At 66.8% G+C, this 12,371-nt stretch carries 9 protein-coding genes; 7 read left to right on the forward strand and 2 right to left on the reverse strand.

Features of this window, described 5'->3' with window-relative positions:
- Positions 1–207: 207 nt before the first annotated feature.
- Complete coding sequence (locus AC1DGD_RS13770; RefSeq protein ID WP_018772421.1) at positions 208–951, reverse strand: potassium channel family protein; 744 nt, start codon at positions 949–951, stop codon at positions 208–210.
- Positions 952–1,623: a potassium channel family protein gene (locus AC1DGD_RS13775; protein WP_079553719.1), complete on the reverse strand. Its 672-nt coding sequence runs from the start codon at positions 1,621–1,623 to the stop codon at positions 952–954. It lies immediately after the preceding gene.
- A 154-nt stretch (positions 1,624–1,777) separates the two neighbouring features.
- Here AC1DGD_RS13775 and AC1DGD_RS13780 point away from each other — a divergent pair, with 154 nt between their 5' ends.
- From AC1DGD_RS13780 to AC1DGD_RS13810, 7 genes are all read left to right on the forward strand, one after another.
- Positions 1,778–3,754, forward strand: coding sequence for an APC family permease (locus AC1DGD_RS13780; protein WP_476857151.1), 1,977 nt, complete (start codon positions 1,778–1,780; stop codon positions 3,752–3,754).
- The gene (locus AC1DGD_RS13785; protein WP_476857152.1) at positions 3,751–5,169 is read left to right on the forward strand and encodes a class I SAM-dependent RNA methyltransferase; all 1,419 of its coding nucleotides are present in this window, start codon (positions 3,751–3,753) and stop codon (positions 5,167–5,169) included. Before AC1DGD_RS13780 ends, AC1DGD_RS13785 begins: the two co-directional genes overlap by 4 nt.
- A gap of 208 nt (positions 5,170–5,377) precedes the next feature.
- Complete coding sequence (locus AC1DGD_RS13790) at positions 5,378–8,191, forward strand: aconitate hydratase (RefSeq protein WP_476851491.1); 2,814 nt, start codon at positions 5,378–5,380, stop codon at positions 8,189–8,191.
- 220 nt (positions 8,192–8,411) lie between these two features.
- Positions 8,412–10,385 carry a 1-deoxy-D-xylulose-5-phosphate synthase gene (gene dxs, locus AC1DGD_RS13795; protein WP_476857153.1) on the forward strand — a complete coding sequence of 658 codons (1,974 nt, stop codon included), beginning with the start codon at positions 8,412–8,414 and terminating at the stop codon, positions 10,383–10,385.
- Between the two features lie 74 nt (positions 10,386–10,459).
- On the forward strand, positions 10,460–11,017 hold the full coding sequence (locus tag AC1DGD_RS13800) for a hypothetical protein (RefSeq protein ID WP_476857154.1): 558 nt from the start codon (positions 10,460–10,462) through the stop codon (positions 11,015–11,017).
- A 66-nt stretch (positions 11,018–11,083) separates the two neighbouring features.
- Complete coding sequence (locus AC1DGD_RS13805; RefSeq protein WP_026537002.1) at positions 11,084–11,302, forward strand: helix-hairpin-helix domain-containing protein; 219 nt, start codon at positions 11,084–11,086, stop codon at positions 11,300–11,302.
- A 71-nt stretch (positions 11,303–11,373) separates the two neighbouring features.
- Positions 11,374–12,351 carry an aldo/keto reductase gene (locus tag AC1DGD_RS13810; RefSeq protein WP_476857155.1) on the forward strand — a complete coding sequence of 326 codons (978 nt, stop codon included), beginning with the start codon at positions 11,374–11,376 and terminating at the stop codon, positions 12,349–12,351.
- Positions 12,352–12,371 lie beyond the last annotated feature (20 nt).

Here is a 12,371-nt window from a genome sequence, read left to right on the forward strand (position 1 = left end):
GTCGCCACCAAATGCCGGATCTTGATATCGGGGTGCATTTTGCTCATGACCCGAGCAAAACCGGTCCGAGTGTCCACGATGTCCTGAGACACACTGTCCACGATGTCTTGAGACAGAAACGTCCATTAAGTCATGAGACTCCACAGCCGTTCCCAGACTTCGGGAACGGCCATATCTGATAGTGCAACTATTGGGAGCGGAACTGCTCTAGCCGTCGAAGCCGTCGTCCCCGGCCGGCTGGGTGCCGTGGCCGTGCTGGTCCGAGGTCACCGGGTGCTGGTCCTCCAGCGGTGATTCGGGCGCCAGCAGGGCGCGGAGGTCGTCCTCGGCCGCGATCGTGGTGACAAAGAACAGTTCGTCGCCGCCGTCGATCACGTCGTCGCGGCTCGGCGTAATGGGCGCCTGGTCCCGCAGGATCGCGACGAGGGTGGCGTCTTCGGGCCACTGGACATCGCCCACGGTCAGCCCGATCACATGCGAGTCGTGCGGGACCGTGAACTCCACCAGAGAGGACACCCCGGTCTGCAGTGTCAGCAGCCGCACCAGGTCGCCGATCTCCACCGCCTCCTCCACCAGGGCGGTCATCAGCTGCGGGGTGTTGACCGCGACGTCGACGCCCCAGGAGTCGTCGAACATCCAGTCGTTCTTGGGGTTGTTGACCCGGCCGACGGTACGCCCGACACCGAATTCCGTCTTGGCCAGCAGCGAGACCACCAGGTTGACCTTGTCGTCACCGGTGGCGGAGACCACGACGTCGGCGTCCTCGAGTTTGGCGTCCTGCAGCGTGCTCAGCTCGCAGGCATCACCGACCAGCCAGTGGGCTCCGCGCAGCCCGCTCCGGCCGATCACCTCCGGCTTCTCGTCGATCAGCAGGATTTCGTGCTTGTGGGCCAACAACTCGCGGGCGATCGAGGACCCGACGCTTCCGGCACCGACGATGACGACTTTCACTCAGGACTCCTTGGCGGGGGATTTGGCGAGAATGTGGCCGATCTCGGAGCTCCGGTCCACGTTCAGCATGGCGTGGACAGTGTCGCCGTCCTGATAAGACGTGGCGGCAGCGGGCAGCATGCCCTCACCGAACCGGGTCAGATATGCGATCCGGATGCCGGCCGCCTTCTCGATCGAGGAGATCGGGTGCCCGATCCAGTCGGGGTTGAGGTCAACCTCCGCGAGCACCAGCCGGCCCGAGGGCTCCCGGAAGTCACCGGCGATGTGCTGTTCGGGCAGGATGCGGCGCAGCACCTGGTCGGCGCTCCAGCGGACCGCGGCGACCGTGGGAATGCCGAGGCGCTGGTAGATTTCGGCGCGGCCCGGGTCATAGATCCTGGCCACCACATGGGGCACGTGGAAGGTCTCCCGCGCCACCCGGGTGGCGAGGATGTTGGAGTTGTCGCCGCTGGAAACCGCCGCGAAGGCATAGGCTTCCTCGACGCCGGCGCGCTTCATCGTCTCGCGGTCAAACCCGACCCCCGTGACCTTCCGTCCGGAAAATCCTGTGCGGAGCCGCCGGAAAGCGCGGTCATCCTGGTCGATGATGGCCACCGAATGCCCGGCGTCCTCGAGCGTGTGTGCCAGGGTTGCCCCGACACGGCCACAACCCATGATCACGAAGTGCGCCACATGGGCCTCCTCTTGGTTCTGCGTCTGATACTGCGTAAAACTCTACCGGCCACGCGGTCCCGGAAGGCCACGGGCACGGGACGCCGGCCGGCGCCCTTGCACACGCCGACTTCGCCGTCATGACATCGCGTCCGAATCAGACTAGCTTTGTGTGGTGCTGACAATTTTCAATGCCGTGAAGCGGGTGCTGGTAGGCAAGCCCTTCCGGAACGACCGTCTGGCCCACACGCTCTTGCCGAAGCGGATCGCGCTGCCCATTTTCGCCTCGGATGCACTGTCCTCAGTGGCCTATGCCCCTGACGAAATCCTCCTGACCCTGGCCATCGCCGGCGTGAGCGCCGTCGCCATCGCCCCGTGGGTGGGCCTCGCCGTCATGGTGGTGCTCCTGACCGTGGTGGCCTCCTACCGCCAGAACGTCCACGCCTACCCCTCCGGCGGCGGCGACTACGAGATCGCCAACGTCAACCTCGGCAAATTTGCCGGCCTCACCGTCGCCTCGGCGCTGCTGGTCGACTACGTCCTGACCGTGGCCGTGTCCATGTCCTCGGCCGCGACGTACCTGACCACCGCCGTGCCCTCGCTGCACGGACAGCAGGCGGCGATTGCCACGATCGGCGTCATCATCCTGGCCCTCGTGAACCTGCGCGGCATCAGGGAGGCGGGCAGTGTCTTCGCCGTCCCGACCTACATCTTCATGGCCTCCATCCTGGGCATGACCGCCGTCGGGATCTACCAGGCCGTGACGGGCCAGCTGGGGCAGGCACCCTCGGCGGCGTTCGAGATTGTGCCGGAGCCGGGCTTCGACGAAGGACTTGTCGGTCTGGCCGGCGCGTTCCTGCTGCTGCGTGCCTTCTCCTCCGGTGCGGCGGCCCTGACCGGCGTCGAGGCCATCAGCAATGGTGTGCCCAACTTCCAGAAGCCCAAGAGCAAGAACGCGGCCACTACACTGCTGCTGCTCGGCGTGATTGCCTCCGCCATGCTCGCGGGCATCATCTACCTGGCCAACGCCACCAAGGTGCACATTGTGCTGGATCCGGCGACGGAATTCCTCCTGAACGGCAAACCGCTGGAAGAGGGGTACATCCAGAACCCGGCCATCAGCCAGATCGCGCAGACAGTTTTCGGCGAGGGGTCCATCCCGTTCTACATCGTGGTGGCCGCCACCGGCGTCATCCTCGTGTTCGCCTCCAACACGGCGTTCAATGGTTTTCCGGTGCTCGGCTCGATCCTGGCACAGGACGGCTACCTGCCGCGCCAGCTGCGGACCCGTGGCGACCGGCTGGCCTTCAGCAACGGCGTCCTGGCTCTGGCGGCCGGCGCCCTGGTGCTGATCATCGCCTTCAACGCCGACGTCACCAAGCTCATCCAGCTCTACATCGTGGGCGTATTCATCTCCTTCACGATGAGCCAGCTGGGCATGATCCGGCACTGGGGCCGGGAGCTGAAGCTTTCCAAGGAACCTGCCGTGCGGTTGCGCATCATCAAGTCCCGGACCATCAACACGGTGGGCTTCTGCATGACCGCCCTGGTCTTGGTGATCGTCCTGATCACCAAGTTCTCGCAGGGCGCCTGGATCGCGCTGCTGGCCATGTTCGTGCTGTTCCTGATCATGTGGAGCATCCGGGCGCATTATGACAACGTGGCCAAGGAACTCGCCGTGGACGAGGACTCCTCGCCGCGTGCGCTGCCCACCCGGGTGCACGCCGTGCTGCTCGTCTCGCACGTGCGCAAGCCGGTGTTGCGCGCCCTCGCCTACGCGCGGGCTTCCCGCCCGTCGCGGCTGGACGCCATTACCGTGGACATCAGCTCCGAGGAGACCGAGGCGACTGTTGCGGACTGGGAGAAGCTCGAAATCCCGGTACCCCTAACCGTGCTGGCCAGCCCGTTCCGCGAAACGGTGACCCCGATCATGGACTACATCAAGAACATGCGCCGCGATTCGCCGCGCGACCTGATCGTGGTCTACATCCCGGAGTACGTCGTGGGCAAATGGTGGGAGCAACTCGTCCACAACCAGACCGCGCTGCGCATCAAAACCCGGCTGCACTTCGAGCCCGGGGTCATGGTGTGCAGTGTGCCGTGGCAGCTGAAATCGTCCGAAGAAGCCAAGAAACTGCAGGATATCCAATGACCCCCGACACCCGGACGCACGCCCACACCGAGACCCGCACCGAGCTGACGCTCGACGTCGGACCCGTCGCCCACGGCGGCCACTGTGTGGCCCGGCACGAGGGACGCGTCATCTTCGTCCGGCACGGGATTCCCGGCGAAAAGGTCCGCGTCCGGCTCACCGACGACGGCCCGGCCGCGAAATTCTGGCGCGCCGATGTGGTGGAGGTCCTGGAGGCCTCCCCGGACCGCGTGTCGCACTTCTGGGACCTCGCCGATTCCGCACGTTCCTGGTCGCACCGGCACCCGCCCGTCGGCGGCGCCGAACTCGGCCACATCTCCCTGGCCCGCCAGCGCAGCCTCAAGGCCGAGGTCCTGGCCGAACAACTCAAGCGGCTGGCCGGAGTCGAACTTGCGCCGGCAGAGCAGATCACAGTCGAGGCCGTCGGCGAGGCGGCAGGCGCCGGCGCAGGCGCAGGCGCGCCGGAGGATGCCGGCAGTGCGGGGGAGTCCGCCGCGTCCGGCCTGGGCTGGCGCACGCGCGCCGGCTTCGCCGTGACACAGGCCGGCAAGCTCGGCATGCACGCCCACCGCTCCGATGCCATCCTGCCCGTGCGCGAGATGCCGCTGGCCGTGGACGGAATCAACGCGCTCCGGCTCTGGGACATCGACCTGCAGGGCATCGACCGGATCGAGGTTGCCGCCCCGGCGAACGGCTCCCGGCCGCTGGTGCTGCTGGTGCCAGCCCCGGGAACCCGGTCCAAGCGGCTCAGCGGCATCCTGGCCCAGCTGCCCGACGACGTCTCGGTCGCCAGCCTGGACCCGGCCACCGGCGAGGTGCTGCAGTTGCGCGGCCGCACCTACGTCCAGGAGTCGGCCGCGGGCCACGAGTACCGGGTTACCGGCGACGGCTTCTGGCAGATCCACCGGGATGCCCCGGAGACACTCGTCGGCGCCGTCACCGGCTTCCTGCACGACGGCGGCTACCTCGCGCCGGGCTCGGTGGTGGCGGACCTGTACGCCGGGGCCGGGCTGTTCACGGCACCGCTGGCTGATGCCGTGGGCGTGACCGGATCCGTGCTCTCGGTCGAGGGAGCACCCGGAACCAGCCGCGATGCACGCAAGAACCTGCACGACGCCGCCCAGGTCGAGATCGTCCAGGGCCGTGTGGAGCGCGTGCTGCGGCAGAAACCGCGCAACTTCGACGCCCTGATCCTGGACCCGCCACGCGCAGGTGCCGGTAAGGCGGTAGTCAAACAGCTGATCGACGCCGGTCCCCGGGCCGTCGCCTACGTCTCCTGCGATCCGGCCTCGTTCGCCCGCGACCTGGGCTATTTCCGGCAGGGCGGCTGGGGCCTGGCCGGGCTGCGTGCCTTCGACCTGTACCCGCACACCCACCACATGGAGACTGTGGCGTTGCTGACTCCTCAACCGTGATGCCACTAGGATGGGCGTAGTAGTCCGTCGTCGCGCTCCATCACCGCTGCTTTTAATTTGACTGGTGTTGATGTAACGGCCGTTCCCTGCGTTTCTTACCTGCATTGCGTACCACGTTGTACTGATGCCTGTATTAGTTAGGCCGCCCTAACTAGCAAGGGTCCTGCGGCGCGACAAAGATGAAACTGTTGCGAGAGGAGTCCTGCGAATGAGCATTGTGGACAGTTTCGGTTCAAAAGGCAAACTTAATGTAGCCGGAACCGAATATGAAATTTTCCGGTTGAACTCCGTCGAAGGTGCAGAGAACCTTCCGTTCAGCCTCAAGGTATTGCTTGAAAACCTGTTGAGGACCGAGGACGGTGCCAACATCACGGCCGACCACGTCCGTGCGCTGGCAGGCTGGGATCCCAGCGCCGAGCCCGACACCGAGATCCAGTTCACGCCGGCGCGTGTGATCATGCAGGACTTCACCGGCGTGCCCTGCGTCGTTGACCTCGCCACCATGCGTGAGGCCGTCAAGGAGCTCGGCGGCGACCCGAAGCGGGTCAACCCCTTGGCGCCGGCCGAAATGGTCATTGACCACTCGGTCCAGATTGACGCCTTCGGCAACTCCGGCGCACTGGAGCGCAACATGGAGATCGAATACCAGCGCAACGGTGAGCGTTACCAGTTCCTGCGCTGGGGCCAGACTGCATTTGACGACTTCAAGGTCGTCCCGCCGGGCACCGGCATTGTGCACCAGGTCAACATCGAGTACCTGGCCCGCACCGTTATGACCCGTGAAGTCGACGGCGTTGTCCGCGCTTACCCGGACACCTGCGTCGGCACCGACTCGCACACCACCATGGTCAACGGCCTGGGCGTGCTGGGCTGGGGCGTTGGCGGCATCGAGGCCGAGGCTGCCATGCTCGGCCAGCCCGTGTCCATGCTCATCCCGCGCGTCGTGGGCTTCAAGCTCACCGGCTCCATCCCGGCCGGCGCCACCGCCACCGACGTCGTCCTGACCATCACCGAGCAGCTGCGCAAGCACGGTGTGGTCGGCAAGTTCGTCGAGTTCTACGGTGAAGGCGTCGCGGCTGTGCCGCTGGCCAACCGTGCAACGATCGGCAACATGAGCCCGGAGTTCGGCTCCACCGCCGCGATGTTCCCGATCGACGACGTCACCCTCGACTACCTGCGCCTCACCGGCCGGTCCGACGAGAACGTCGCCCTCGTGGAGTCCTACGCGAAGGAACAGGGCCTCTGGCACGATCCCTCCCGCGAGATCAAGTTCTCCGAGTACCTCGAGCTGGACCTGTCGACGGTTGTTCCGTCGATCTCCGGCCCGAAGCGCCCGCAGGACCGCATCATCCTCACCGAGTCCAAGGCCCAGTTCCGCGAGGACCTGCGCAACTACGTGAAGGAAGACCTGGCCGGCGGAAGCCTGGACGAAGCGATCGACGAAAGCTTCCCGGCTTCGGACTCGCCCTCATTCACCGCCTCAGCGTCGCACCTGAGTGACGTGGCCCCGCACGCGCACGGCCCGAAGTCCAACGGCCGCCCGTCCAACACGGTCAGCGTCAAGACCGCGGACGGACGCGAGTTCGAGCTGGACCACGGCGCGGTGTCGATCGCCTCGATCACCTCCTGCACCAACACGTCCAACCCGTCCGTGATGCTGGCCGCCGCACTGCTGGCCCGCAACGCCGTCGACAAGGGCCTGACGTCCAAGCCGTGGGTCAAGACCTCCGTGGCTCCCGGCTCCAAGGTAGTCACCGACTACTACAACAAGTCGGGCCTGACCCCTTACCTGGAGAAGCTCGGCTTCTACATCGTGGGCTACGGCTGCGCCACCTGCATCGGCAACTCCGGTCCGCTCGACGCCGAGATCTCCGAGGCCATCCAGGCCAACGATCTCTCCGTCACCGCCGTGCTGTCCGGCAACCGCAACTTCGAAGGCCGGATCAACCCGGACGTAAAGATGAACTACCTGGCCTCCCCGCCGCTGGTCATCGCCTACGCCCTTGCCGGCACCATGGACTTCGACTTCGACAACGACGCCCTGGGCCAGGACGAGGCCGGCAACGACGTCTTCCTGAAGGACATCTGGCCGAACCCGGTCGAGGTCCAGCAGGTCATCGATTCCTCGATCGACAAGGAAATGTTTGCCCGCGGCTACGAAGGCGTCTTTGAGGGTGACGATCGCTGGAAGGCGCTCGACACCCCCGCCGGCGACACCTTCGCCTGGGACGAGAAGTCCACGTACGTCCGTAAGCCCCCGTACTTCGAGGGCATGAAGGCCCAGCCGGAGCCGGTCCAGGACATCACCGGTGCGCGCGTGCTGCTCAAGCTCGGCGACTCCGTCACCACGGACCACATCTCCCCGGCCGGTTCCTTCAAGTCGGACACCCCGGCCGGCCAGTACCTGCTGGCCAACGGTGTGGAACGCAAGGACTTCAACTCCTACGGCTCACGCCGTGGCAACCACGAGGTCATGATCCGCGGCACGTTCGCGAACATCCGCATCAAGAACCAGCTCCTGGACGGCGTGGAGGGCGGCTTCACCCGCGACTTCACCCAGGCCGACGGCCCGCAGGCCTACGTCTACGACGCCGCACAGAACTACCAGGCTGCCGGCACCGCGCTGGTGGTCCTGGCAGGCAAGGAGTACGGCTCGGGTTCGTCCCGTGACTGGGCCGCCAAGGGCACCGCGCTCCTGGGCGTCAAGGCTGTCGTTGCCGAGAGCTACGAGCGCATCCACCGCTCCAACCTGATCGGCATGGGTGTCCTCCCGCTGCAGTACCCGGCCGGCCAGAACGCCGCCAGCCTGGGCCTGACCGGCACGGAAACCTACGCAGTTGAGGGCGTCACCGCCCTGAACGACGGCACCACGCCGAAGACCCTCAAGGTCACGGCCACCGCTGAAGACGGTTCCGTCACGTCCTTCGACGCCGTGCTGCGCATCGATACCCCGGGCGAGGCGGACTACTACCGCAACGGCGGCATCCTGCAGTACGTCCTGCGCCAGATCTCCGCACACTAGCGGAGCTGCCGGGCACGCTCCGGTAACGCATGCAACGGCCCCGGCCGGTCACTGACCGGCCGGGGCCGTTGCGTTCCCGGTTTCGGCCGCGGGTGCTGGATCTGGAGCCGGGGAGCGGAGAGCGTGAAGCGTGCAGGGCACCGGTGCTGGCCTCCGGCGCGGCGGCCCGCCCGGAGGCGTTAGAGTTAAAAGGCATGTCTACCACCCGAAGGAGGGGCCGTTGGGAATCTTGGAGACCATCCGGAATCCGCAGGACCTGAGTAAGTTGTCCGGGGCGCAGCTGGATCAGCTGGCAGCCGAGGTCAGGGATTTCCTGATCGGCAACGTCTCCCGGACGGGAGGGCACCTGGGCCCGAACCTCGGCGTCGTCGAGCTCACCATCGCGGTGCACCGGATCTTCGATTCCCCCCGCGACAGCATTGTCTTCGACACAGGGCACCAGTCCTACGTGCACAAGCTCCTCACCGGACGGCAGGATTTCAGCACGCTCCGCCAGCAGGGCGGCATGTCCGGCTACCCGGACCGCGGCGAATCCGAGCACGACATCGTCGAAAGCTCGCACGCGTCCTCCTCGCTGTCCTGGGCCGACGGCATCTCGCGCGCCCGGCAGCTGACCGGCGACGGCGACCGCTTCGTGGTCGCGGTGGTGGGCGACGGCGCCCTGACCGGCGGCATGGCCTGGGAGGCGATCAACAACATCGCGGCGGACAAGAAACGCCGTGTCGTGATTGTGGTCAACGACAACGGCCGCTCGTACGCCCCGACGGTCGGCGGGTTCGCCGACTACCTGGCGTCCCTGCGTCCCACCATCGATTCCCTCCGGGCCGCCCCCTCCTATGAAGGCACGCTCGAGTGGTGGAAGCGCAAACTGCAGAAGGGCGGCCCCGCGGGGCAGTTCACGTACAAGAGCCTGCACGCCATGAAGAAGGGCATCAAGGACTGGTGGGCCCCGCAGGGCATGTTCGAGGACCTCGGCATGAAGTACATCGGTCCCGTCGACGGCCACGACCTCCAGGCCATGGAAAACGCCCTGTCCACCGCCAAGAACTATGCCGGCCCCGTGATCGTGCACGCCATGACGGAAAAGGGCCACGGCTACGCCCCGGCCCGCGCCCATGAAGCGGACCAGTTCCATGCCGTGGGGATCATCGATCCGGAGACCGGCGCACCCACCGAAGCCGGTGGCGCGAAGTCCTGGACCGCGGTGTTCGCCGACGAGATCGCCGACATCGCCGACGAGCGACAGGACATCGTCGGGATTACCGGTGCCATGCTGATTCCGGTCGGGCTGCACAAGTTCGCCGCCCGGCACCCGGAGCGCGTGTTCGACGTCGGCATCGCCGAGCAGCATGCCCTCACCTCGGCTGCCGGCATGGCGTTCGGGGGACTGCACCCGGTGGTCGCGGTCTACGCGACGTTCCTGAACCGTGCCTTCGACCAGCTGCTGATGGATGTCGCCCTGCACAAAGCCGGCGTCACGATCGTGCTGGACCGGGCTGGCGTCACCGGACCCGACGGCGCAAGCCATCACGGCATGTGGGACATGGCCATGGTCCAGATCGTCCCCGGGCTGCACCTCGCCGCGCCGCGCGACGCCACCCGGCTGCGGGAGGAACTGCGCGAGGCTGTGGCCATTGAAGACGCCCCGAGCGTGCTCCGCTACTCCAAGGGCAACGTCGGCCCCGAAGTCGATGCGGTCGAACGCCTGGAGGATGGCGTGGACGTGCTGGCCCGCCGGCCCGCGGGCTCGAGCGAGAACGACGTCCTGATCGTCAGCGTGGGCGCCATGTCAGAACTCGCGCTGGACGTCTCCGGCCGGCTCGGTGCCCAGGGCATCAGCTCCACGGTGGTGGATCCCCGCTGGGTCCTCCCGGTCCGGCAGTCCATCATCGATCTCGCCGCGCGCCACCGCCTGGTCATTTGCATCGAGGACGGTGTGCGGGCCGGCGGCGTCGGCTCCCGGATCCGCCAGGAGATGCGTGCCGCGGGCGTGGACACTGCCCTCAACGAGGTCGGCCTGCCGGTCGAGTTCCTCGAACACGGCACGCGCAGCCAGGTGCTCGAACGCGTGGGCCTGACCGCCCAGCAGATCACGCACGACGTCGTCGCCCAGGTCCTGGGCACCAAGGTGCCGTTTGCGCGGCCCTTGCCCGGCCAGGAACACCCCAGCACCGGCAGCATCCCGCAGCTGTAGCCAGCACATCCGTTGAGCACTACCCGTGGGCGCCACTGAATCCGGCGCCGGACGGCCCAGGAAGGAACTGGCATATGAGTGGAATTATCAGAGTTTACAAGCGCGACGAAGAGGGCACCCTGCACTTCAGGGAGGCCTGGTTTGATGAGGACTACAGCCAGTTCGTGATGAACTACGGCGTCGTCGGACACCAGAGCAAGACGGACGAGACCGACGTCGCGGACGCGGAGGCCGCGGAGCGCCTCATGGACGCCTTCGCGGCGCAATGCGCCGAGGACGGCTACGCCGAAATTCCGGCGGAGGAACAGTCCTGGGTTGTGGCCCAGTACGCGCTGAAGACCAAAGAGGGGACCAGCCGCGACCGGTACCTCGAGGAAAAAGCCAAAGACGCCCTGATCAGCCATCTGGCCTGGCGGGGCCTGGGGATCGTGGACCGCAGCGAATTTTCCGACGCCCGGCTCAACATCTTCTGCCTCACCCCGGACGTGAATAAGACGGTCAACGCCATCAAGGTCTGCGTCCGCGGCGAAGACCTCGACTTCACCAAACTGAGCATTGGCGCCGCGCCGTTTGGCGAGGATACTTTCAAGCTCAAGCACTCGCCGAAGCCGGCAAACGGCTTCACGCTGTAGGCAGCACGGGCAAGGAGCCGGGCACGGCTCACACCAGTTTGGGGGCACGGACTGAAAGGCAACGCAATGACGCGCAAACCCTCGAAACCAGGCTGCACCCCGCTGCCCGCGGGACTCGCGGCGCCGGCGCGAAAGTCGCTCGCGCACGCGGGGGTCGAGACCCTCGAACACCTCGTGCAGCTTGGCCGGCGCCGGCTTGCCGGGATGCCGGGCGTCTGCCCTCGCACCCTCGCGCAGCTCCAGGACGCCATGGACGAGCACGGGCTGAAGCTGCCGGCAGGGTAGCGGGGTCCCGCTTCTCCGCCGCCCGCGGCGGCCTGGCCGGGGCACCCGCCGGGGCGATATAGGCTAAAACCATGACTGAATACCGCCGCGTTGGAAATTCCGGACTGTCCGTCTCTGTCGTGGGACTTGGCTGCAACAACCTGGGCCGGTCCGGGACCGTGACCGAATCGCAGGAAGGCACCGACGCCGTCGTGCATGCGGCGCTCGACGCCGGGATCACCTTCTTTGACGTCGCGGACGCCTACGGCCGCGAGCCCGGTCTCAGTGAGTCAATGCTCGGCAAGGCCCTCGGTTCCCGCCGCGACGATGCGGTCATCGGCACGAAGTTCGGCATGGACATGCGCGGCGCCAACGGCGAGGACTTTGGTGCGCGCGGATCCCGCCGCTACATCATCAAGGCGGCGGAGGCCTCGCTGCGCCGGCTCGGCACGGACTGGATCGACCTCTACCAGTTCCACACCCCGGACCCGCTCACGCCCATCGACGAGACGCTCTCGGCCCTCGATGACCTCGTCACCAGCGGCAAGGTCCGCTACATCGGCCACTCCAACCGGGCCGGCTGGCAGATCGCCGAGGCTGAGTACGTGGCACGCGCCCGCGGGGGAGCCCGCTTCATCTCCAGCCAGAACCACTACAACCTGCTGGACCGGCGCGCCGAACTCGAGGTGACCCCGGCGGCCGAGGCCTACGGCCTGGGCGTCCTGCCGTACTTCCCGCTCGCCAACGGCCTGCTGACCGGCAAATACTCCGCCGGCCGGGCCCCCGAGGGAAGCCGGCTCAGCCACACCCGCACCAACCTGGTCCACGACGCCGACTGGGAACAGCTGGGTGCCTTCGGCAAGTTCGCCGCCGACCGCGGGCTCAACGAAGTCCAGGTGGCCTTCTCCTGGCTGGCCGCCCAGCCGTCCGTCAGCAGCGTCATCGCCGGCGCCACGACGCCGGAGCAGGTGCGCCAGAACGCCGCCGCCGTGGCCTGGAAACCCAGCCACGCCGACCTCGCCGAGCTGGACGACCTCTTCCCGCGCACGCTTAAGGTGGCGCTGTTCTGAACGGTCCAGGTCTGAACACT

The organism is Arthrobacter sp. 05T45, from assembly GCF_056395875.1.

Bases quoted from the DNA above. Each gene is read 5' to 3' on its own strand.
- AC1DGD_RS13790 (WP_476851491.1), top strand. From the start codon at position 5,378: ATGAGCATTGTGGACAGTTTCGGTTCAAAAGGCAAACTTAATGTAGCC.
- AC1DGD_RS13810 (WP_476857155.1), top strand. From the start codon at position 11,374: ATGACTGAATACCGCCGCGTTGGAAATTCCGGACTGTCCGTCTCTGTC.
- AC1DGD_RS13785 (WP_476857152.1), top strand. From the start codon at position 3,751: ATGACCCCCGACACCCGGACGCACGCCCACACCGAGACCCGCACCGAG.
- AC1DGD_RS13805 (WP_026537002.1), top strand. From the start codon at position 11,084: ATGACGCGCAAACCCTCGAAACCAGGCTGCACCCCGCTGCCCGCGGGA.
- AC1DGD_RS13800 (WP_476857154.1), top strand. From the start codon at position 10,460: ATGAGTGGAATTATCAGAGTTTACAAGCGCGACGAAGAGGGCACCCTG.